Source organism: Microbacterium psychrotolerans, assembly GCF_031085295.1.
Classification (GTDB): domain Bacteria; phylum Actinomycetota; class Actinomycetes; order Actinomycetales; family Microbacteriaceae; genus Microbacterium; species Microbacterium psychrotolerans.
In genome coordinates this window covers 605,270-628,083 of the sequence record NZ_JAVFWO010000002.1, presented here as the reverse complement: position 1 = coordinate 628,083, position 22,814 = coordinate 605,270, and the positions used below count along the sequence as shown (strand labels likewise).

Annotated in this window: 18 protein-coding genes; 1 reads left to right on the top strand and 17 read right to left on the bottom strand. The window is 71.7% G+C overall.

The window, feature by feature from the left end; genetic code table 11:
• The first annotated feature begins 1 nt into the window (after position 1).
• Entirely contained in the window at positions 2–1,174 is a 1,173-nt protein-coding gene (gene glsA, locus Q9R08_RS07640; protein ID WP_308867297.1) for a glutaminase A, read from the top strand.
• Between the two features lie 10 nt (positions 1,175–1,184).
• On the opposite strand, the gene Q9R08_RS07635 is transcribed toward glsA, so the two are convergent.
• The 17 genes from Q9R08_RS07635 to Q9R08_RS07555 all read right to left on the bottom strand — a co-directional run bounded on the left by Q9R08_RS07635 (position 1,185) and on the right by Q9R08_RS07555 (position 22,766).
• Entirely contained in the window at positions 1,185–2,555 is a 1,371-nt protein-coding gene (locus tag Q9R08_RS07635) for an RsmB/NOP family class I SAM-dependent RNA methyltransferase (protein WP_308867296.1), read from the bottom strand.
• Positions 2,552–3,475 (bottom strand): methionyl-tRNA formyltransferase, encoded by a 924-nt coding sequence (gene fmt / locus Q9R08_RS07630; RefSeq protein ID WP_308867294.1) that lies wholly within the window; start codon positions 3,473–3,475, stop codon positions 2,552–2,554. Before fmt ends, Q9R08_RS07635 begins: the two co-directional genes overlap by 4 nt.
• A 22-nt stretch (positions 3,476–3,497) precedes the next feature.
• Entirely contained in the window at positions 3,498–5,519 is a 2,022-nt protein-coding gene (locus Q9R08_RS07625) for a primosomal protein N' family DNA-binding protein (protein ID WP_308867293.1), read from the bottom strand.
• 10 nt (positions 5,520–5,529) lie between these two features.
• Positions 5,530–6,723, bottom strand: a complete 1,194-nt coding sequence (metK, locus tag Q9R08_RS07620) for a methionine adenosyltransferase (RefSeq protein WP_308867292.1) — start codon at positions 6,721–6,723, stop codon at positions 5,530–5,532.
• 117 nt (positions 6,724–6,840) lie between these two features.
• Positions 6,841–7,095 carry a DNA-directed RNA polymerase subunit omega gene (gene rpoZ / locus Q9R08_RS07615; RefSeq protein ID WP_018170775.1) on the bottom strand — a complete coding sequence of 85 codons (255 nt, stop codon included), beginning with the start codon at positions 7,093–7,095 and terminating at the stop codon, positions 6,841–6,843.
• Positions 7,096–7,237: 142 nt separating this feature from the next.
• Positions 7,238–8,179 carry a guanylate kinase gene (gene gmk / locus Q9R08_RS07610; protein ID WP_418001327.1) on the bottom strand — a complete coding sequence of 314 codons (942 nt, stop codon included), beginning with the start codon at positions 8,177–8,179 and terminating at the stop codon, positions 7,238–7,240.
• Between the two features lies 1 nt (position 8,180).
• Positions 8,181–9,014 carry an orotidine-5'-phosphate decarboxylase gene (gene pyrF / locus Q9R08_RS07605; RefSeq protein WP_308867289.1) on the bottom strand — a complete coding sequence of 278 codons (834 nt, stop codon included), beginning with the start codon at positions 9,012–9,014 and terminating at the stop codon, positions 8,181–8,183.
• The gene (carB, locus tag Q9R08_RS07600) at positions 9,011–12,298 is read right to left on the bottom strand and encodes a carbamoyl-phosphate synthase large subunit (protein ID WP_308867288.1); all 3,288 of its coding nucleotides are present in this window, start codon (positions 12,296–12,298) and stop codon (positions 9,011–9,013) included. The genes pyrF and carB overlap by 4 nt, the downstream gene beginning before the upstream one ends.
• A complete protein-coding gene (carA, locus tag Q9R08_RS07595; RefSeq protein WP_308867287.1) occupies positions 12,298–13,455 on the bottom strand; it encodes a glutamine-hydrolyzing carbamoyl-phosphate synthase small subunit in 1,158 nt (385 codons plus the stop codon). The genes carB and carA overlap by 1 nt, the downstream gene beginning before the upstream one ends.
• Positions 13,452–13,961: a PH-like domain-containing protein gene (locus Q9R08_RS07590; RefSeq protein WP_308867286.1), complete on the bottom strand. Its 510-nt coding sequence runs from the start codon at positions 13,959–13,961 to the stop codon at positions 13,452–13,454. The genes carA and Q9R08_RS07590 overlap by 4 nt, the downstream gene beginning before the upstream one ends.
• Complete coding sequence (locus Q9R08_RS07585) at positions 13,958–15,268, bottom strand: dihydroorotase (RefSeq protein WP_308867285.1); 1,311 nt, start codon at positions 15,266–15,268, stop codon at positions 13,958–13,960. Before Q9R08_RS07585 ends, Q9R08_RS07590 begins: the two co-directional genes overlap by 4 nt.
• The gene (locus Q9R08_RS07580; protein WP_308867284.1) at positions 15,265–16,278 is read right to left on the bottom strand and encodes an aspartate carbamoyltransferase catalytic subunit; all 1,014 of its coding nucleotides are present in this window, start codon (positions 16,276–16,278) and stop codon (positions 15,265–15,267) included. The genes Q9R08_RS07585 and Q9R08_RS07580 overlap by 4 nt, the downstream gene beginning before the upstream one ends.
• Positions 16,279–16,288: 10 nt before the next feature.
• A complete protein-coding gene (gene pyrR / locus Q9R08_RS07575) occupies positions 16,289–16,837 on the bottom strand; it encodes a bifunctional pyr operon transcriptional regulator/uracil phosphoribosyltransferase PyrR (RefSeq protein ID WP_418001326.1) in 549 nt (182 codons plus the stop codon).
• A 142-nt stretch (positions 16,838–16,979) separates the two neighbouring features.
• A complete protein-coding gene (locus tag Q9R08_RS07570) occupies positions 16,980–17,516 on the bottom strand; it encodes a DoxX family protein (protein ID WP_308867283.1) in 537 nt (178 codons plus the stop codon).
• Between the two features lie 172 nt (positions 17,517–17,688).
• A complete protein-coding gene (locus Q9R08_RS07565) occupies positions 17,689–19,263 on the bottom strand; it encodes a Rieske 2Fe-2S domain-containing protein (protein ID WP_308867282.1) in 1,575 nt (524 codons plus the stop codon).
• Positions 19,264–19,493: 230 nt separating this feature from the next.
• Complete coding sequence (locus Q9R08_RS07560; protein ID WP_308867684.1) at positions 19,494–20,876, bottom strand: DEAD/DEAH box helicase; 1,383 nt, start codon at positions 20,874–20,876, stop codon at positions 19,494–19,496.
• An 18-nt stretch (positions 20,877–20,894) separates the two neighbouring features.
• Positions 20,895–22,766: an SWIM zinc finger family protein gene (locus Q9R08_RS07555; RefSeq protein WP_308867281.1), complete on the bottom strand. Its 1,872-nt coding sequence runs from the start codon at positions 22,764–22,766 to the stop codon at positions 20,895–20,897.
• Positions 22,767–22,814 lie beyond the last annotated feature (48 nt).

The window sequence follows — 22,814 nt, the reverse complement described above, 5'->3', positions numbered from 1 at the left end:
TGTGGACCCCATCACCGTGCTCCTGGACGAGGTCCTCGAAGACATCCGGCCGCTCCGCGACGGCGCTCCCGCGGGCTACATCCCCGAGCTGGCCGCAGCCGACCCCGAGCACCTGGCGCTGGCCGTGGTCGGCCCGCGCGGGCGCGTGAGGGCCGTCGGCGACATCGGGCACGAGTTCACGATCCAGTCGATCTCGAAGCCGTTCGTCCTCGCGCTCGCTCTCGCCGACCGGGGCCGCGACGCGGTGCTGCGCAAGGTCGGAGCGGAGCCCAGCGGCGAGCCGTTCAACGCCATCAGCCTCGAACCCGGCACCGGACGCCCGGCCAATCCGATGGTCAACGCCGGCGCGATCGCGACCTCGGCGCTCATCCCCGGCGACGGCGTCGACGACCGCACCTCCCGTATCGCGGCGGGCCTCTCGGCCTTCGCCGGACGCTCCCTGTGGGTCGACGAGCAGGTGTACGAGTCGGAATCGGCCACGGGCGACCGCAACCGCGCGCTCGCGCACCTGCTGCGCTCCCACGGGATCCTCGAGGGGTCGGTCGACGTCGCCGTGGAGACGTACTTCCGCCAGTGCTCGCTGCTCGTGACCGTGCGCGACCTCGCGGTGATGTCGGCGACGCTCGCCTTCGGCGGCGTCAACCCCGTCACCGGCGAGCGGGTCGTGGAGGAGGTCGTGGCCCGTGACGTGCTGTCGATCATGACGAGCTGCGGCATGTACGACTTCTCGGGCGAGTGGCTGCTGCGCGTCGGGCTGCCGGCGAAGAGCGGTGTCAGCGGAGGCCTCCTCGCCGTCGCGCCGTCGCAGTTCGGCGTCGCCGCGTTCAGCCCGCGCCTGGACGTGCACGGCAACTCCGTGCGGGGCATCGCCGTGCTCGAGACGCTCGCCGAGCGATTCGGCATGCACACGCTGGAGCCGCACGACAGCGTCGCGATTCCGGCCTTCACCGTCGAGGACACCGACGACGGGCGCGTGCTGCGGCTGGCCGGCGAGCTCGGCCTCGCGGGCACGGAGCGCGTGGTCGCCGTGCTGCGGGAGCTGGCCGAGTCGCTGCCGCAGGGCGCCGAGGTGACCGTCGACGCGCGCGACCTGGGGCGCACGCACAGCGCGGCGCTCGTCGCCCTGCGTGCGGAGTTCGAGCAGATGCCCCACGGGATCCGTCTGCGCGAGTGACGGCGGCAGCTCAGACGCGGCGCAGCAGCGACACCGACATCGCGTCGGTGTTGTGACGGTGCGGCCAGAGCTGGGCGCGCCCGCTGCCGTCGGCCTGCGGCGGAAGGCCGGGATCGGCATCCGACAGCGATGTGATGACGTCGCGGGCAGAGAGCTCCTCGAGCGCCCCGCCCCATTCGCGGCGGATGTCGGCCACGACGCCCGCCGTCTCGGCGAGATGGGGTGAGCAGGTCACGTAGGCCACCACGCCGCCGGGTCTGAGAGCGCTCACCGCCTCGGTGAGCAGCTCGCGCTGCAGCTGCGTGAGCGCTGGAACGTCGCTCGGCGCCTTGCGCCAGCGCGCCTCCGGCCGGCGACGGAGCGCGCCGAGGCCGGTGCAGGGGGCGTCGACGAGGATGCGGTCGTAGGTCTCGGGGGCGTCCTGCGCACGCAGCCGCCCGTCCTCCTCCGAGACGGGCACGTCGAGGGGGACGCCCGCGAGCGCCTGGCGCACGAGACCGGCGCGCGCGGGCGAGATCTCGTTGGCCTCGAGCGACGCGCCGTGCACGAGCGCCTCCGCCGCGAGCACGGCGGTCTTGCCGCCGGGGCCCGCGCACAGATCGAGCCACCGCTCCCCCGGCGTCACCGGCAGGGCACGCGTCAGTGCCAGGGCCGCGAGCTGAGATCCCTCGTCCTGCACCCGGATACGACCGCCCGAACCGCGCACCGTCGAGTCCGGGTCGCCGCCGCCGAGACGGAAGCCGATCGGCGAGAACGGCGTGCGGCGCGCGTCCTCCGGCACGTCGGCGACGCCGGGAAGGGCCGCCATGGTGACGCGCGGCGACGCGTTGTCGGCGGTGAGCAGCGCCTCGAGCTCCTCGGCCCGGCCCTCGGCCGCCAGCGCACGCCGGAAGGCGCGCACCACCCAGACCGGATGCGAGAACAGCAGCCCGAGCTGCTCGTCGTCGGAGCGCGCGCTCTCGGCGACGTGGGTCATCCAGTCCCCCGGGGTGTCGCGAGAGACACGGCGCAGCACGGCGTTGGTGAAGCCTGCCGCGCCCCGGCCACCGGCCGCGCGCGCGAGCTCCACGGACTCGTTGACGGCGGCGTGCGAGGCCACCCTTGTCGACAGCAGCTGGTGCACTCCCAGCCGGAGCGCGTCGAGCACGGCGGGATCGATGTCGGCGACGGGCCGGTCGGCGGCGATCTCGATGACCGCGTCGTACGTGCCCTGGCGGCGCAGGGTGCCGTAGGTGAGCTCGGTGGCGAGTGCCGCGTCGGGCGTCGCCAGACCGGCGCGGGCGATCGCGGTCGGAAGGAGCAGGTTCGCGTAGGCGTCCGACTCGTGCACCGCCCGCAGGGTCTCGTAGGCGACGCGGCGCGCCGCGATCGTGCGGCTCACGATCCCGCCACCGGAGTCGTGTCGCGCAGGCCCCGCCACCAGTCAGCGGCGCGCATGGCGCCCTTCCCCGCCGGCTGGACCGTGTCGAGCACGATCGGCGCTGACGCGGTGCCGGCCACGACCCTCGCGCCGTGCAGCGCGAGGGCGCCTGGCTGCAGCGACGGGGCGTCCGCCGGCGCTGGCGAGACGGCGAGCACCTTCAGCCGCACGCCGCCGATCGTCGTGTGGGCGCCCGGTTCGGGCGTGACGCCGCGGATGCGTCCGAGCACGGCGTCTGCGGGCTCGTCCCAGCGCACGCGGCCGTCGTCGTCGCCGAGCTTCGAGGCGTAGGTCGCGTCGCCGGCCTGCGGGCGTGAGACCGCGGAGCCTGCGGCGATCGCATCGACGACGTCGGCGAGCAGCCCGGCGCCGTCAGCGGCGAGCGCCGCGAGCAGCGACCCGGCAGTCGCGTCGGCGGGCACGTTGATGGCGAGCTCGCCGAAGACGTCGCCGGCGTCGAGCTCGGGGACCAGCTGGAAGACGCTCGCGCCGGTGCGCGCATCGCCCGCGATGAGCGCGTGCTGCACGGGTGCCGCGCCGCGCCAGCGCGGCAGGAGCGAGAAGTGCAGGTTGATCCACCCGTGTGCGGGCGTCGACAGCAGCGGCTCGCGCACCAGGCCGCCGTAGGCGACGATCACCCCGAGATCGGGCTGGAGGGCGGCGATCTCGGCCGTGACGGCTGCGTCGAGCCGGTCGGCGCGGATCACGGGGATCCCGAGCTCCTCGGCGGCGGCGGCGACGGGAGACGGTGTGAGCACGCGCTTGCGCCCGAGCGGAGCGTCCTGGCGGGTGACGACGGCGACGACGTCGTGAGCGGTGGCCGCGAGCCGCCGCAATGACGGCACGGCCGGCTCGGGCGTGCCGGCGAAGACGAGGCGCATGACGGTCCTGAACGATCGAGGGTCAGAGGTCGAGATCGGGCACGTCGACCCGAACCTTCAGTGTATGGGCGGCTCCCGGTGTGCGTCCCTTCGCGGGGCGGCGGCCCTTCACGGCCTGGCTCACGACCGACGCCCGCAGGCTCTCGGTCACGCGGGCTCCCAGACCGTAGTCGAACCTCACCAGCGCGCGGACCGACTCCTCGTGGGTGAGCGGCCCGAGCACCGCCTCGGCGTCCAGCTCGGGCACCGCCTGCCGGAGTTCCGCCAGAGCGGTATCGACGGCGCGCCGCGGGCCCTCGACCGCCGCCACCCGCACCGTCGGCGGCATGCGCAGCGGCGCGCGGTCGGCGAGCTCCGCGCGGGCGTAGGCGGCCTGCGTCCACGTCGCAAGCGCACGCGCGACCTCTCCCCCTACGCCGACAAGGTGCACCGGGGCGCCCCGAGCGGCGAGTGCGGCGGCGTTCGACCACCAGCGCAGGCACGACTCGCCGATGCGCAGATCCTCCGCCATCAGCATCCGGTCGCCGTCCAGCAGGATCACCGCCCGGTAGCCTCCGATCGCCAGCGGCTCGGCTCCGCGCGTCGCGACCACGAGCGCCGGCCGCCCGTCGACCTCCGTGACCGGGTGGTCGCCGTCCGCGATGATCACGCGGGTGCCGGGAAAGGCCCGCCCGAGCTCGTCGGCGGTCCGCTCGCTGCCCGAAGACGCCATGCGCAGCAGCGTCGACGAGCACTCCGGGCATGCCCAGGCGTGGGCGGCGCGACCGCACCACGTGCACGTCGGCACCGCGCCCTGCCGGGCGGCGTGCAGCGGTCCGCCGCAGTGCGGGCATCGGGCGGGGTGGCGGCACTTCGCGCACACGAGAACGGGCGCGTACCCCGGGCGCGCGACCTGTACGAGGACAGGCCCATCGACAAGAGCCTCCCGCGCGGCGGCGAACGCCGACGACGGCACGCGCGCGGCCCGTGACTCGCCCTCGCGGTTCGCGCTGAGCACCACGCGCGGGCTCAGCCGGCGCGCGGCCGGAAGGTCGCGCACCCAGCCCACGGCGACGAGTCGCTCCACATCGGTGGTGCGGGTGTGCCCTGCGAAGACGAGGGCGCCGCCGTGCAGCTCCTGGCGCAGCAGTGCGGCATCACGGGCGTGGACGCCCGGACTGAGCGGCTCGGCCAGGAGCGGGTCGCCGTCGTCCCATAGCGCGACCATCCCGAGGTCGGCGACCGGCGCGTACACGGTGGAGCGGTTGCCGATGACCACGCAGGGCGCGTCCGCGAGCGTGCGCAGGAACGCGGCATACCGGGCGGGGCCGCTCTGCTTGGCGTCGTCGCGCACGAAGGCGTCGGCAGGGATGCGGCTCAGCAGGGCCGCCTCGAGCTGCGCGCGGTCGCGATGGTCGGGGACGGCGATGACGGCGCTGCGTCCGGCCGCGAGCACGCGCGTCGCCGCAGCGGCGAGGAGGACAGCCCAGGAGCCGACGACGGTGCCGTCCTCGAGCTGAGCGGGGACGGGCGGGGCGTCGAGCGCGAGGCGCTCGCCGCCGTCCAGCGCCTCGGCGAGGCCGGGGTACACGGCGAGCACGTCGGCGGCCCACGCGGCGTCCGCCTCATCGACGCGGGGATGCGCGGGCGGCTCGGCCGCCAGCCACGCCTTCTCGGCGCGGACCATGCGCTTCGGGATCGCCAGCCGCAGGATGTCGCCGGCTGAGCCGGCCGCGCGATCGGCGGCCCGGCGGGCGAGCGCGTAGAGCGCCGGTGTCAGCACCGCCACCGGCGAGACGACGGCCTCGAGCTGCGACAGCGGCCGGTCGGAGGCCTCCGGCTCCCCCAGCTCGACGAGGAGGCCGTCCACGACGCGTCCGGCGCTGCGCAGCGGCACGCGCACCCGCACCCCGGGCTGCGCATCGGCTGCGAGCTCGGCGGGGATCTCGTAGTCGAACAGCCGGTCCAGCTGCGGAAGCGGGGAGTCGATCAACACACGCGCGACGCGGCGCGCGGGTCGCGCACCCTCGCCGGGGCCGTGGTCGTCGTCGTGCACCGCGGTCACGCGGCCGGCGTCAGAGCCCGGCGGCCGCGCGCAGTGCGTCGGCGCGGTCCGTGCGCTCCCACGTGAAATCGGGCAGCTCGCGGCCGAAGTGACCGTATGCCGCGGTCTGCGCGTAGATCGGTCGGAGCAGATCGAGCTGGTCGATGATGGCCTTGGGCCGCAGGTCGAAGACGTCGAGGATGGCCGCCGTGATGGCCTCATCGGCGACGCGGCCGGTGCCGAACGTCTCGACGTAGAGCCCGACGGGCTTGGCCTTGCCGATCGCGTAGGCGACCTGCACCTCGAGGCGGTCCGCGAGCCCGGCCGCGACCGCGTTCTTCGCGACCCAGCGCATCGCGTACGCCGCCGAGCGGTCGACCTTCGAGGGGTCCTTGCCGCTGAAGGCGCCGCCGCCGTGGCGCGACGCGCCGCCGTAGGTGTCGATGATGATCTTGCGGCCGGTCAGACCGGCGTCCCCCTTGGGACCGCCGGTGACGAACGGGCCGGCGGGGTTGATGTAGAACTTCACGTCGGGAAGGTCGAGGCCCGTCGCCTCGAGCACCGGGTCGATGACCTCGGCGCGGACCGCGGCGCGCAGGGCCTTCTGCGAGATGTCGGGCTGATGCTGCGTCGACAGCACCACGGACTCGACGGTCCGCGGGATGTCGCCCTCGTAGCCGAGCGTGACCTGGGTCTTGCCGTCGGGACGCAGGAACGGCAGCTCCCCCGACCGGCGCACCTCGGCGAGGCGCTCCGCCATGCGGTGCGCCGTCCACGCGGCCATCGGCATGAGCTGCGGCGTCTCGGTGGTCGCATAGCCGAACATGATGCCCTGGTCGCCGGCCCCCTGCAGGTCGTGCGGGTCCTGCGAACCGTCCTCGCGCCGCTCGAACGCCTTGTCGACGCCGGCCGCGATGTCGGAGGACTGCGCCCCGATCGACACGCTGACGCCGCACGAGTCGCCGTCGAAGCCGGTCTCGCTCGAGGTGTACCCGATGCGGTTGACGACGCCGCGCACGATCGCGGGGATCTCTACGTAGGCAGAGGTCGACACCTCGCCGGCGACGTGGACCAGGCCGGTGGTGACGAGCGTCTCCACGGCCACGCGTCCGTTCGGGTCCGCCTCGAGGATCGCGTCGAGGATCGAGTCCGAGATCTGGTCGCAGATCTTGTCGGGATGCCCCTCGGTGACGGATTCGGACGTGAACAGACGCAGGTCGGTCATCGGTACTCCAGTTGTCGTGGCGCCGGTCGCCCTGGTGTCCGACGCCGGGGGGCGGACACCAGTATGCCCCCGGAGACGGACATCACCGTCTTCGGGGGCACAGGGTTCGTAACGGGATTACTCCGCGCGGCGCAGGCGCAGCTTGTCCTCGTGGATCTCGTGCATCGCGATCGTGAGGGGCTTGTCTTCGACGGTCGAGTCCACGAGCGGGCCCACGTTGTCGAAGAGGTTGCCCTCGTGGAGGTCGGAGTAGTAGTCGTTGATCTGACGCGCGCGCTTGGACGCGAAGATCACGAGCTGGTACTTCGAGTCGACCTTCTCGAGCAGGCTGTCGATGGGGGGCTCGATGATGCCCTGGTTCGTTCCGGCCATGGCGAAACCTCCTGGATCGGATGTCGGAATGGGAGTCTGCGGGCCTCGGGGTGCCGAGGCATCCCACCATTCTACGGGACGGCAGCCGTCGCACGGACGTGCGGGGGCGCCGCGGCGGGGCGGATCGATGGAACCGGTGCCGTCAGTGCGCGAGGCGGGCGACCTCGTCCGCCGCGCGGGCGACGTCGTCGTTCACGACGCGGTAGTCGAACTCGCCCTGGGAGGCGAGCTCGGTCTTGGCCGTGCGCAGGCGCCGCGCGCGCTCGGCGGCGCCCTCGGTGCCGCGGCCGACGAGCCGCTGCACCAGTTCGTCCCAGCTCGGCGGCAGCAGGAACACGAGCGTCGCCGTCGGATCGGCCTCCCGCACCTGGCGGGCGCCCTGGAGGTCGATCTCGAGCAGCACCGTGCGGCCCTCGGAGAGGGCCTTCTCGATCGGCTTGCGCGGGGTGCCGTAGCGGTGCGCGTTGTGGACGGTCGCGTGCTCGAGGAGCTCGCCGTCGGCGATCATGCGGTCGAACTCGGCGTCGTCGACGAAGAAGTAGTGCTCGCCGTCGACCTCGCCCGGGCGAGGTGCGCGCGTGGTCGCCGACACGGAGAGAAGGATCTCGGGGTGGTGCGCCTTGATGTGGGCGGCGACCGTGCCCTTGCCGACCGCGGTGGGGCCGGCCAGCACGACGAGGCGGCTGCGGCCGACGCGGGGCGCGGTCTCGGGCCAGCGCGTGTCGAGGAAGCGGCGGAGGTCCTCGCGCTGGCGCGAGCCGAGGCCGCCGAGTCGCTTGACGGGCGAGATCTCGAGGTCGTGGAGGATCCGGTCGCGCTTGCCTTCGCCGATCGCGGGGATGGCGGTGAGGAACTCCGGCACCCGCATCGCGCCAGCCGGCGAGGTCGGGTCTGCGAGCGCGCGCCGCAGCAGCTGCTGCGGCGTGATCACCCGCATCGCGACGTCCTTCTTGAGCGCTGCGCGCTCCCGTCGGGCCGCGACGGCGCGGCGCGAGGCCGCCACGCGGTCGACCTCGGGTGGCCGCGCATGCGCGCCAGAGGGGTGGGGCGGAGCCCCGTCAGGAAGGGTGCGCGAATCGGGCATGTCAATCACCACGGTAGAGAAGGGCGCGCTCGGATATGCGCGCGGCGAGCCGGTCGGGTCCGGCAGCCAGGATGCTGCGGCTCTCCGACGCTATCACCGCTTCCGCCAGCGCGCCGAAGCGCGCGCGGAGCTGATCCGGTTCGGCACCCTGATGACCGAAGCCCGGACCGAGGATCGGGGCGACGGGTGAGAACGTCGAGAGTCCGGCATCCTGCCAGTCCACGGTGCCGCCGATGACCACGCCCAGGCTCCCCCACCGGCCGTCCGGCGTGGTGCGCGCGTTGCGCTCCGAGAGCTCGCGCATGATCGCGGCCGACACCGTCTCGCCGGTCGGGAGGACCGCTCGCTGCGCGGTGAAGGCCTCGGGATTGCTCGTCGCGGCAAGCACGAACACGCCCTTGCCGTTGCGCTCCGCGACGTCGAACGTCCCCTCGAGAGCGCCCACGCCGAGGAAGGGGTTCGCCGTCAACGCGTCGGCCTCCAGCGGGGAGCCGGGCGTGAGCCAGGCCTCTGCGTAGGCATCCATGGTCGATCCGATGTCGCCGCGCTTCGCATCGGCGATCACCAGCAGACCGGCGGCGCGTGCGGCGGCCAGCACGTCCTCGAGCGCTGCCAGGCCGGCGGACCCGTAGCGCTCGAAGAACGAGACCTGGGGCTTGACGACGCCGACGCGGCCGGCGGCCGCCTCGACGACGCGCAGGCCGAACTCGCGCGCACCGGCGGCCGAGGCATCCAATCCCCACTCGGCGAGGAGGTGGACGTGCGGGTCGATGCCGACGCACAGCTGGCCGTGCGCCGCGAAGGCGGCGCGGACCCGCTCGCCGAATGGGATCATGCGCGCGCCCGCCGGTCCTCTGCGTACTCCTGGAGGCTCCTGACGTCGAAGCCCTCGCGGAGCACCGGGAGCGCGCTGACAGCGGCGCCGAGGACGGCCATCGTGGTGAACAGCGCCTTGTCGCCGGCGACCGCGGCCGCGCGGATCTCATAGCCGTCGGCGCGGGCGGCGCCGCCGGACGGGGTGTTCACCACGATGTCGATCTCGCCGGCGTTGATGAGGTCCACGATGTTGGTGGCGCCGGACTCCTGGGTCTCGGAGTACTTGCTGACCACGCGCACCTCGATGCCGTTGCGGGCGAGGATCTCGGCGGTGCCCTCGGTCGCGACCAGGTCGAAGCCGAGCTCCTGCAGGCGATGGGCGGGAAGGATCACGGCCCGCTTGTCGCTGTCGGCGACCGAGATGAAGACGGTCCCGGACTGCGGCATGCCGCCGTAGGCCGCCTCCTGCGACTTCGCGAACGCCGTGGGGAAGTCGCGGTCGATGCCCATGACCTCGCCCGTGGAGCGCATCTCGGGGCCGAGGACCGAGTCCACGGTCTGACCGTCGGCGGTGCGGAACCGCTTGAAGGGCAGCACGGCCTCCTTGACGGCGACGGGGGCGTCCAGCGGCACGCGCGAGCCGTCCTGCTCCGGGAGCATGCCCTCGGCCTTGAGCTCGGCGATGGAGGAGCCCGCCATGATGCGCGAGGCGGCCTTGGCGAGCGGGATGCCGAGCGCCTTCGAGACGAAGGGCACGGTGCGGCTGGCGCGCGGGTTCGCCTCGATGACGTAGAGCACGCCGGCCGAGATGGCGAACTGCACGTTGAGGAGCCCGCGCACGCCGACGCCCTCGGCGATCGCGTGCGTCGCGATGCGGACGCGGTCGATGTCGGTGCGCCCGAGGCTCACCGGCGGCAGGGTGCACGACGAGTCGCCGGAGTGGATGCCGGCCTCCTCGAGGTGCTCCATCACCCCGCCGATGTACAGCTCGGTGCCGTCGAACAGCGCGTCGACGTCGATCTCGATCGCGTCGTCGAGGAAGCCGTCGACGAGGAGCGGCAGGCCCGGGCCGATGATCGCGGCGTCGGCGATGCGCACGAAGTAGTCGCGCAGCGCCTCGGTCGAGTACACGATCTCCATGCCGCGGCCGCCGAGCACGAAGCTCGGGCGCACCAGCACCGGGTAGCCGATCTCCTCGGCCACCGCGACGGCGCCGTCGACGTCGATCGCAGTGCCGTTGCGCGGCGCGACGAGTCCGGCGTCGTCGAGCAGGCGCGAGAACAGCTCACGCTCCTCGGCGAGGTCGATCGCGGCCGGCTTGGTGCCGAGGATGGTGTACCCGGCGTCTTCGATGCCCTTGGCGAGGCCGAGGGGCGTCTGGCCGCCGAGCTGGCAGATGACGCCGAGGATCTCGCCCGACTGCGCCTCCGCGTGCAGCACCTCGAGGACGTCCTCGAGGGTCAGCGGCTCGAAGTACAGGCGGTCGGAGGTGTCGTAGTCGGTCGACACGGTCTCAGGGTTGCAGTTGACCATGACCGTCTCGTAGCCGGCGTCGGCCAGCGCGAACGACGCGTGCACGCACGAGTAGTCGAACTCCACGCCCTGGCCGATGCGGTTCGGCCCCGACCCGATGATGACGATCTTCGTGCGCTCCGACGGCGTGACCTCGGTCTCGGCGTCGTAGCTCGAGTAGTGGTAGGGCGTCAGTGCGGGGAACTCCCCCGCGCAGGTGTCGACCGTCTTGTACACGGGACGGATGCCGAGACCGTGACGCACACCGCGCACCTGGGCCTCGGTGTCCGAGCGCAGTTCTGCGATCTGGGCGTCGCTGAAGCCGTGCTCCTTCGCGATGCGCAGAGTGGCGGCATCCAGCTCCCCCGCCTGGCGCACGAACTCGGCCACCTCGTTGATGAGGACGATCTGGTCGAGGAACCACGGGTCGATCTTGGTCGCTTCGAACGCCTGCTCGACCGTCGCGCCCTTGCGCAGCGCCTGCTGCAGCACGACGATCCGGCCGTCGGTCGGCCGCTTCGCGATCTCGAGCAGCTCGTCGACCGAGCGCGCCTCGTCGCCCCAATGGAAGCTGGACCCGCGCTTCTCGAGCGAGCGCAGCGCCTTCTGCAGCGCGGTCGCGTAGTTGCGGCCGATCGCCATCGCCTCGCCGACCGACTTCATGGTCGTGGTCAGGGTGGTGTCGGCGGCCGGGAACTTCTCGAAGTTGAAGCGGGGCACCTTCACGACGACGTAGTCGAGCGTCGGCTCGAAGCTCGCCGGGGTCACCTTGGTGATGTCGTTGGGGATCTCGTCGAGGCGGTAGCCGATCGCGAGCTTGGCCGCGATCTTCGCGATCGGGAAGCCCGTCGCCTTGGAGGCGAGCGCCGACGACCGCGACACGCGGGGGTTCATCTCGATCACGATGATGCGCCCGGTGGCAGGGTCCACCGCGAACTGGATGTTGCAGCCGCCGGTGTCGACGCCCACGGCGCGGATGATGTCGATGCCGATGTCGCGCAGCTTCTGGTACTCGCGGTCGGTGAGGGTCAGCGCCGGGGCGACGGTGATCGAGTCGCCCGTGTGGACGCCGACGGGGTCGACGTTCTCGATCGAGCAGACGACGACCGTGTTGTCGGCGGTGTCGCGCATGAGCTCGAGCTCGTACTCCTTCCAGCCGAGGATCGACTCCTCGAGGAGCACCTCGTTGGTCGGCGAGTCGTGCAGACCCGCACCGGCGATGCGCCGGAGGTCGGCCTCGTCGTACGCGAACCCCGAGCCCAGCCCGCCCATCGTGAAGGACGGGCGGACGACGAGCGGGTAGCCGAGCTCGTCGGCGGCGGCGAGCACCTCGTCCATGGTGTGGGCGATCCGCGATGCCGCGACGTCGGCGCCCGCGTCGAGCACGAGCTGCTTGAAGATCTGCCGGTCCTCGCCCTTGTTGATCGCCTCGAAGTCGGCGCCGATGAGCTCGACGTCGTACTTCTCGAGGATCCCGTGCTTGTGCAGGTCGATGGCCGCGTTCAGCGCCGTCTGGCCGCCCAGGGTGGGCAGGATCGCGTCGGGCTTCTCCTTCGCGATGATCGTCTCGATCACGCGCCAGTTGATGGGCTCGATGTAGGTCGCATCGGCGAAGTCCGGGTCGGTCATGATCGTGGCCGGGTTGGAGTTCACCAGGATGACGCGCACGCCCTCTTCGCGCAGGACGCGGCAGGCCTGCGTGCCCGAGTAGTCGAACTCGCACGCCTGCCCGATGACGATCGGGCCGGAGCCGATGACCAGGACGGAGTTGATGTCGTCGCGCTTGGGCATTACTTCGCGGCCTTCTTCTCGAGGTTCGCGACGACGAGGTCGCGGAAGCGGTCGAACAGGTAGTTGGCGTCATGCGGGCCGGCGGCGGCCTCGGGGTGGTACTGCACGGAGAACGCGGGGATGTCGAGTGCGCGCAGGCCCTCGACCACCTGATCGTTCAGCCCGACGTGACTGACCTCGATGCGCCCGTAGCCGTGGGGGCTGTCGAACTCGCCGTCCACCGGCGCGTCCACAGCGAACCCGTGGTTGTGGGCGGTGATCTCGACGCGACCGGTCGACTTGTCGAGCACCGGCTGGTTGATGCCGCGGTGGCCGAACGGCAGCTTGTAGGTGCCGAGGCCGAGCGCGCGGCCGAGGAGCTGGTTTCCGAAGCAGATGCCGAAGAACGGCAGTCCGTCGTCGAGCACGTCGCGCAGCAGGGCGACGTGGTCGCCCGACGCGGCCGGGTCGCCGGGGCCGTTCGAGTAGAAGACCGCGACCGGTTCGATCGCGCGGATCTGCTCGATCGTGACGTCCTGCGGCAGCACGTGCACCTCGAACCCGCGTGCGGCCAGGTTGTCGACGGTCGCCTGCTTCACGCCGAGGTCGAGCACCGCGAGGTTGCCGATGCGCTCCCCCTTCGCCCGAGTGACCTCCGCGGCCGCCACCGACACCTGTGCCGACAGGTTCTGGCCGGCCATCTCGGGTGCCTCGCGCACGAGTCGCAGCTGCTCCTCGGCGTCGATCCCCGCGGCCTCGCCCGAGAAGATCGCGCCGCGCATGCTGCCGGCGGACCGGATGTGGCGGGTCACGGCGCGCGTGTCGATGCCGCTGATGCCGACGACGCCGTCCTCGACCAGCGCATCGTCGAGCGACTCGTCGGCGCGCCAGTTGGAGACGACGCGCGAGGGGTCGCGCACGATGTACCCCGACACCCAGATGCGGCGGGACTCCGGATCCTCGTCGTTCATGCCGGTGTTGCCGATGTGAGGCGCCGTCTGCAGCACGATCTGGCCCGCGTACGAGGGATCGGTGAGCGTCTCCTGGTAGCCGGTCATGCCGGTGGCGAAGACGACCTCGCCGATCGTGGTGCCGAGGGCGCCGTAGGCGCGTCCGACGTGGCGGGTCCCGTCCTCGAGCACGAGGACGGCGGGGTCTGTCTGGAAGAGGGAGGTCATGAATCGGTTCCCGTCTGGGTCGGGGGAAGGATGCCGGCCACAGCGTCCGCGAGGGCGCGGGCCGAGGCATCCTGGGGTCGGAAGTAGGTGTCGACGGTCGAGCCGGCGTCGGTGCGCCAGGTCAGCCGGGTGAGACCGCCGGCTTCGACGACGCGGTCGATGGCGACGGTGGACTGCCCGACGTCGACGATGCGATCGGGAGTGAGCACGAAAGGGTCCTGCCCGGTGAGGCCCACGGCGACGCCCTCGTCGGCGACGGTCACGGTCGCCTTCGAGCGGAATGCCATGCCCGGCGCCGCGATGCGCTCCAGCGGAGCGTCGCGGGCGGTCGTCGCGACGTACAGTGCGGCGAACGTCGCGCGCACGTGCGCGTCGGCGGGCAGCTCGCCCGAGTGGACCAGGGGCGTCGCATCGCGCCGCGTGCGTCGCCACCACGCCCACGCCAGCACGCCCAGCAGCGCGATCGTGACGAGCACGATGACGCCGAGGGCACCCTCGCGGGTCATGCGCGCACCCCCGGTGCGTCCAGCAGGGCGCCGTCGGCGACCGTGACCGTTCCCTGGTGGAGGGTCCAGCGCACGTCGCCCGGCAGCTCGCGCCCGAGGTACGGCGAGTTGACGCTCCGTCCGCGCAGATCGTCGGTCGTGAAGGTGCGGCGCGGGGACGGGTCGTAGAAGGCGAGGGATGCCGGCTGGCCCTCGGTGAGCGGGGTGCCGTGACCGGTCAGCCGACCGATGCGCGCCGGCTCGCGCGACATGACCCGAGCGACGTCGCCCCAGGTGAGCAGTCCCGTGTCGACCATCGCCTGCTGCACCACGCGCAACGCGCTCTCGAGCCCCACCATGCCGTTGGCGGCGGCGTGCCACTCGCACGCCTTCGCCTCGGTCGGATGCGGGGCGTGGTCGGTCGCGACGATGTCGATGGTGCCGTCGGCGAGGCCCTCGCGCACCGCCAGCACGTCCTCCTCGCGCCGCAGCGGCGGGTTGACCTTGAAGCGCGCGTCGTAGTCGCGCACCAGCTCGTCGGTGAGGAGGAGGTGGTGCGGGGTCACCTCGGCGGTGACGTCGACGCCGCGGCGCTTGGCCCAGCGGATGATGTCGACCGAGCCCGCCGTCGAGAGGTGGCACACGTGCAGGCGTGAGCCGACGTGCTCCGCGAGCAGCACGTCGCGCGCGATGATCGACTCCTCGGCCACCGCGGGCCAGCCCGCGAGGCCGAGCTCTGCCGAGACCGCGCCCTCGTTCATCTGGGCGCCCTCGGTGAGCCGCGGGTCCTGCGCGTGCTGGGCGATCACACCGTCGAACGCCTTCACGTACTCGAGCGCTCGCCGCATGATCAGCGGGTCCCACACGCAGAATCCGTCGTCGCTGAAGACGCGCACGCGCGCCCGGGAGTCGGCCATCGCGCCCAGCTCGGCAAGACGCTCGCCCTTCTGGCCGACCGTGACGGCGCCGATCGGCTGCACCGTGACGAAGCCGGCCGCCTCGCCGAGGGCGAGCTCCTGCTCGACGACGCCGGCCGTGTCGGCGACCGGTGAGGTGTTGGGCATCGCGAAGACGGCGGTGTAGCCGCCCGCAGCGGCGGCGCGCGAGCCGGTGAGGATCGTCTCGGACGCCTCATAGCCGGGTTCGCGCAGGTGCGTGTGGAGATCGACCAGGCCGGGCAGCATCACCAGACCCTCGACGTCGACGACCGTCGCGCCGGCACGGCTGAGGCCGGGACCGATCTCGGCGATGACCCCGTCGTCGACGATCACGTCGGCGGCGGAGGATCCCTCGACCTGCGCCCCGCGGAAGAGAAGGGTTTCGCTCATCGGGTGTTCTCCTTCTCTTCGCCGCCGGTGACCGGGGCGTCCGTCGCGGGTGTGGTCTCGCCTGCGCCGTGCTCCGCTCCCGCCAGCAGCAGGTAGAGCGCGGCCATGCGCACCGAGACGCCGTTCGCGACCTGCTCGAGCACCGTCGAGCGCGGCGAGTCCGCGGCTTCTGCGGAGATCTCCAGACCCCGGTTCATGGGTCCGGGGTGCATGACAATGCTATCCGCTCCGAGCGCCTGAAGACGGCGTGCGTCGAGGCCCCAGCGGCGTGAATACTCCCGTTCAGTCGGGAAATACGCCGCATTCATGCGTTCCAGCTGGATGCGCAGCATCATGAGCGCGTCGGGGCCGGCGGCGATCGCCTCGTCCAGGTCGTACCGCACCTGCACGGGCCACCCCGACATGTCCTGCGGCACGAGCGTCGGCGGGGCGACGAGGGTCACCTGAGCGCCGAGGGTCGTGAGCAGCCACACGTTCGAGCGGGCGACCCGCGAATGCAGGACGTCGCCGACGATGGTGACCTTCACACCGGCGAGATCGCGGCCCCGGCTGTCGTCGCCGAAACGGCGCTTGCGGATCGTGAAGGCGTCCAGGAGCGCCTGGGTGGGATGCTCGTGGGTGCCGTCGCCGGCGTTGACCACCCCGGCGCTGATCCAGCCGCTGGTGGCGAGGGTGCGCGGCGCGCCGGACGCGCCGTGGCGGATGACCACGGCATCCGCTCCCATCGCCTGCAGGGTCTGCGCCGTGTCCTGCAGGGACTCGCCCTTCGAGACGCTGGAGCCCTTCGCGGAGAAGTTGATCACGTCGGCCGACAGGCGCTTGGCGGCCGCCTCGAAGGAGATGCGCGTGCGCGTCGAATCCTCGAAGAACAGGTTGACCACGGTCTTGCCGCGCAGGGTGGGCAGCTTCTTGACCTCGCGGCGCTGCGTGTCGGCCATGTCTTCGGCCACATCGAGGATGCGCAGGGCGTCCGTGCGGGCGAGGGTCTGAGTGTCGAGCAGGTGCCTCATGGGCCGACCGTCACCGCCCCTCGATCGTGACGGCGTCCGCGCCGTCGGTCTCGTCGAGGCGCACGTTGACCCGCTCGTCGCGGGAGCTCGGCAGGTTCTTGCCGACGAAGTCGGGACGGATCGGCAGTTCGCGGTGCCCGCGGTCGACGAGGGTCGCCAGTCGCACGGCGGCGGGGCGGCCGATGTCCTGCAGGGCGTCGAGGGCCGCGCGGATGCTGCGCCCGGAGAAGAGCACGTCGTCCACCAGCACGACGACCTTGCCGTCGACCCCGCCCGGGGGGATCTGCGTGCGCTGCGGGGCACGGGTCGGATGGCGGTGCAGATCGTCGCGGTACATCGTGACGTCGAGAGCGCCGACGGGGACGGGCATACCGCCGAACTGCTCGACCAGCGCGCCGATCCGATGCGCGAGGGTGACGCCGCGAGTGGGGATGCCGAGAAGGACCAGACCGTCGGGGCCCTTGTTGGACTCGAGGATCTCGTGCGAGATCCGAGTCAAGGCCCGGGCGATGTCGGCGCCGGTCATGACGGTGCGAGGCTGCACGGTGGGCGTGCTCATCCGCCGCTCCCTTCTCCGCCTCACAGGACGGGGTTAAAGGTTGCTGTGATCGCCCACCAGTCTACGTCACGGCGAAGGCCGGCCCCGAATCGGGACCGGCCTTCATCGCGGTAGGCAGGCGATCATCGCGGCACGGACGCGATCATCGCGGGGCCGGCCCGCGCAGCACCCGGGAGGCGACGACGAGGGCAGCCGCGATCAGCACGACGTTCTTGAAGATGTACTGGCCGGTGAGCGTCGGACCGGCGGCGCCGAAGACCTCGGCGGGCAGCAGCACCACCGGGGAGAGGATGCCGACGAACGCGAGTGCGAGCACCGCGAGGCCGATGCGGGCGAACGAGCCGCCGGCGATCAGGAGCGCTCCCGCCGCGACCTCGATCAGCGCGGTCGCGACGAGTGCCGCCTGCCCGCTGACGAGTCCGAAGGTCAGCTTCTCCCACGTGAGGCTCACGAGCTCCTCGACCGGGCTGACGCCCGGAAAGAACTTCAGGGCGCCGAAGACGACGAAGACGCCGCCGAGGGCGATGCGCAGTGCCGGGATGCTCCAGCGCTGCAGCGCGACTTTCGCCGACGCTTCGGCGCGCGCCTCCCACGACAGCAGCGCGCGGAGCGCAGCAGGACGACGGGTGGATGCGGGGACGACGACGCCGGCGGCGCCGCGGACGGGGACAGTGGTCATGGCGTGACTCCTTCGGTTCTGATCGCCCGCGATCGCGGGCACGGTGATCAGGATTCCGACGGCCGCGCGATGATACGGATCCGGCAGGATTGGCGCCTTGAGTACACATCTCCCGGCACAGAAGCGCCGTCTCGTTGTCGGAGATCTACAACAAGACGGCGCTTCGGGTCGTTCAGGCCGCGGGCGTGGTCGCCTCGCGGTACAGCGCGTCCTCCACCCGGGACGCGCGGATGGGGTGCCCCTGGCTCGTGAGGCACTTGCCGCTTGCGAGATCCCATTTCCAATCGTGGAGCGAGCAGGTCAGGACGCCGTCCTCGATCTTGCCCGTCTTGGTGAGGTCCGCGCGAAGGTGCGGACAACGGCGCTGCACGAGCCAGTCGCCGAGCTGGGCGTCCTCGGTCTGATCCGTCTGCTCCGCGTACCAGTTCTCGACGTACTCGATGCGATCGCGCGACAGGCACTTGAGGAACGTGGTCAGGAACTCGTTGAACTTGCCGCTGCGCCCCACCTCGAACTGCATCGACAGGAAGATCGAGTTCGACCAGTCGATCTCGCGGTCGGCGATGTTGGTCGAGACCAGGTCCGCGGGGATCGTGTACCAGTAGATGCACTCGTCGTCGGCGTACTCGCGGACCTTCGCCTTCGGGAAGTCCACCACCATGTCGAGCTCGCCGATGCGGAAGCGCACCACGCCGCCGACTCCGTTGCGGATCGTGCGGGCGCGCCGCAGCAGCGGCTCCCACCACTCCTTGATCGCGGCGAGCATCTCGTCGGGCGGCAGCACGGCGGCGCGCGTCGCCTCTTCGGCGCGGATCTCGTCCTGACGGGAATCGCGCTGCTCGGCGAGATACGACCACTTGTCGTCGAAGATGCGGTCGATCTCGGCATCCGTGTACAGCGTCTGCGTGACCGAGATCTCGCCGCCGTTCAGCTCGACGACCGTTCCCGGGAGGAACTCGTAGCCCTTCTGGTCCGGACGCAGCTCCTTCATGTGCTGCAGGAACTGCCGCTGATCGGTGAAGATCGCGTCGCCGTCGAGACCGTAGCCGTTGTACTTGAACAGCTCCTCGCGCAGGAACATCGGCGGGCCCGCCATCGGGAAGACGTGCTCGGCATCGACCTTCTCGATGTAGTACATCGCGCGCTTGTTCTGCGCGTCGCGCTTGAGCTTCGCGAAGTTCTGCTTGGCGTCCTGGGGCAGGTCGTAGACCATCGGCCACCAGATGGCGCCCGACACCTGCGTGAAGTACGCCTCCGGCTTGGAGAAGCCCAGAAGCTTCTCGAGGTCGAGCGGGTGCGAGTCGTTCTGGTTCAGGATGCTGGCGGTGCCGTCGTCGACGCTCAGCGACGAGTCGCCGATCGGCCCGTCGCTCGGGGCTCGGAGCGGCGTGACCATCACCTTGAGGTCGCCGAACTCGAGAGGGACGCCCGCCTGGGTGAAGACGATGTTGTCGTAGCCGACCGCCCGGAGATCCTGCTCGAGGTCGTCGGTGGGGTACTCCGGAAGCAGGACCCTGATGCTCTTCGGAACGAAGCGCTCCATGAGCGCCGGGTCGAAGTGATCACGGTGGCGGTGGGAGATGTACAGGAAGTCCGCGTTGCCGTACTTCTGCCAGTCGAGCCCGCGGTTGTCGGGGAACGGGAACCACGACCCGAAGAAGGTCGGGCCGATCACCGGGTCGCAGAGGATGCTTCCTCCCGCCGTCTCGATGAACATTCCGGCGTGGCCGAGGCCCGTGATGCGCATGGGACTCCTCCCCTATCCAGCAGTCGAACGAACCAGACGAGTCTAGGCGAGGCGCGCCGAGGGTGCCCGACGACCCGGCCGTGGAAAAGCTCCTCCGGTGGCGTCCGCTCAGGCGGTCGGGCGCTGGCGGGAGGGTTTCCGCACCGGGCTCGGCCTCTCCACGGCGAACCGCCGGGCGCGTTGAATACGCCGGAGAGCTGCTGCCGTCATGCCGGGGAGACGGCGAGCGGCTACTCGTCGAACAACCCGCGGATGTCGTCGGCGGTGAGCGCCTGACCGAACAGGGCGTCGTCGTCCATCACCGACCGGAACAGGCGCGCCTTCCGCTGCTGCAGTGCCATGACCTTCTCCTCGATGGTGCCGCTGGCGATGAGGCGGTACACCATGACGCTGCGGTGCTGGCCGATGCGGTGGGCGCGGTCGACTGCCTGCGCCTCGGCGGCCGGGTTCCACCACGGGTCCAGCAGGAACACGTAGTCCGCCTCGGTCAGCGTCAGGCCGAAGCCGCCCGCCTTGAGGCTGATGAGGAACACCGGCGCCTCTCCCCCGCGGAAGGCCTCGACCGCGGCATCGCGATCGCGCGTCGACCCGTCGAGATACGCGTACGGGATGCCGCGCTCCTCGAGCCGCGCCGACACCAGGCCGAGGAACGACGTGAACTGGCTGAACACGAGGGCGCGGTGCCCCTCGGCGAGGGCTTCGTCGAGCTGCTCGAAGAGGGCGCCGAGCTTGCTCGGCGCGATGTGGGCGTGTGCCGGATCGACGAGCTCCGGGGCGAGGCTGAGCATGCGCAGCAGGGTCAGGGAGCGGAACACGATGAAGCGGTTGCGGTCGAGGTCTTCCAGCAGGCCGAGGACCTTCTGGCGTTCGCGCTGCAGGACGGTGTCGTAGAGCGCCCGGTGGGCGGCGCCCAGCTCGATGCGGACCTCCTGCTCCTGCTTCGCCGGCAGGTCGGCGGCCACCAGCTCCTTCGTGCGTCGCAGCACCAGCGGACGGATGCGGCGCCGCAGGCGCGCGAGACGCCCGGCGCGATATGCGCCGCCCTCCTGGTTCTCGGGCACCTTGCCCTTCTCGATGGGGCCGACGTACTCCTCGCGGAACCGGCGAGCCGACGGGAACAGCCCGGGGGCCGTGAGCGACAGCAGCGCCCACAGCTCGGTGAGGCTGTTCTCGAGCGGCGTGCCGGTGACGGAGAAGACGACGTCCGCCGGCAGATCGCGTGCCGCCCGGTAGGCCTTCGTCTGGCTGTTCTTCACGAACTGCGCCTCGTCCAGGATGAGGCCTGCCCACGCGACGCGGCCGAACTCGGCCTCGTCGAGGCGCAGCAGCGTGTACGACGTGACCACGATGTCGGCGGAGGCCGCGGCATCCGCCACCGTCGTGCCCCGCTTCGCGCGCGTCGCGTCGATCACGGCCACACGCAGGTCGGGAACGAACCGCGCCGCTTCGCTGCGCCACGTCGAGAGCACAGATGTCGGCGCCACCACCAGGAACGGTCGCTCCTCGCCGCGCTCACGGGCGTGCGCGATGAGGGCCAGCAGCTGCAGTGTCTTGCCGAGACCCATGTCGTCGGCCAGGATGCCGCCGAGCCGGTGCTGCCAGAGGAAGGCCAGCCAGTCGTAGCCGACCCGCTAATACGGGCGCAGGTCCGCCTGCAGCGCCGACGGGAGCGGCGTGGCGGGCACTCCGTCGGCGTCGCGGAGCGCTTCGACGGTGGCGCGCCATGAGACCGCGGGCTGTGCCTCGTCGGCGAGATCCTCGAAATCCGCCCACAGCGCAGTCTGGTATCGGCTGATGCGCGGCCCGGTCTCCCACTCGTCGAGCTCTCCGGCTTCGTCGATGAGGTCGCGCAGCCGGTGCAGCGAAGGGTGCGACAGTGAGAAGTAGGCGCCGTCGCTGAGCAGGATCTTCTTGCGGCCGCGGGAGAGCGCGGTGAACAGCGTTCCGAACGGGATGCGGCGGCCGTCGATCGTCACGACGACGCCCAGGTCGAACCAGTCCGCATCTGTCGTCTCGACCGAGGTGATGTCGATCCGGGGATCGCCGGCGAGCTCGCGGTAGGGCGGCCGCTCCCCCGAGATCTCGACGCGCACGTCCTCGTCGGCTTCGAGGAGCGGCAGCAGCTGCGATGCGAACTCCGCGGCATCCAGCCCCGCGAGCGACCCTGCCGCGGCGAAGTCCACGGGGGCGTGATCCCGACACAGCGCCTCGACCCGGCCGCGGATCGCCGCTTCCGCCGCCGGGTCGCGGTCGTCGCCGGTGGAGTCGAGTCCCCACAGCTCGGCGTCGCCGTACCGCCAGGACAGCGTGTAGACGAGCCGGTGGCTCGGTTCGAACCTCACGAGAAGCACTAGCTGCGGGCGGGGCGGCGGCGCGACGTCCAGACCCGGCGCGTCGATCTCCACGCGCCGCGCGAGGCGGGGCAGGTGGTCGCGGACGAACTCGTCGGCCTCTTCGGCCGGGACGGTCACGCCCTCGCGCGCGGTGAGGAGCGCGGGCACCGGGTCGGGCAGGGCGACGGCGGCCAGTACCACGTCGATGCGCTCACGCTGCACCGTGAAGCGGTAGACCCCCGTCCGTCCGACGGGGCGCAGGGAAGCGGGGACGGCCTGCTCGCCGTCGATCGTGACGACGGGCACGACTTCGAGGCCGCGCAGCGTGCGCTGCGCCTGCACGGCGACGGTCGCCCTGGACGCCAGCGCCACGGTGCTGCTGCGCTTCGTCGGGACGAACGGGATGCCGTGGTCGGCGGCGGCTGCCAGGTGCGGCCACAGGAGGCTCGACTCGATGTCGTCCAGCGTCAGCCACTCCGACACGTCGGAGAAGGCGCCGAACGAGCGCACGTCACGGCCGATGCTGTGCAGCTCGGCGAACCAGCGGGCCTGCGCGGGGTCGTACACCGTGGTCGGCCGGCGCAGCGCGTCCCACGACACCCCGCCCTTGATCCACGCGTCAGAACGGCCGGATCGCTCGAGTGGACGGAGCCCCACCAGCACGTCGGCGCCGTGCTGATGCAGACTTCGGGGCGTCGCCGACTCGACGCGCGCCGGCGCCCAAGCCGACGCGCCGCGACGGACGCGCTGGCGCAGCTCGACGCCCAGGGCGAGCGGCGTATGCGTCCGGGACGCCGGAACGGGGGCGGCGAAGACGGCGCGCCAGGACGATCCCCCGCTTTCGGCTGGTGCGGACGCTGCCAGCCGGTTGGCGGCGAGCAGCGTCGCCACCGTGTGCTTGCAGTCGAATTGCACCGGGCACGTGCACGAGGTGGCGGCGATGGGATGGTCGACCCGCTGCGGATCGAGCCGGACCCGGCAGCGGTACGTGCGGCCGGCGCTGCCGGCGACGACGGCCTCGATCACGAGGGTCACCGGGTCCCACTCGAGCCGTTGCACGGCACCGTCGGCGAAGTACGCGGCGCCCCGCTCGTACGAACCGCTGTCGGTGTGGCGGCGGATGTGCCCGGGGTCGACGAACGGCGGGGGTCCGGCGGACGGCGGGGTCACGGCATCCATCCTGCCAAGGCGCGCCGACACAGCGGCGAGCGTGGGGCG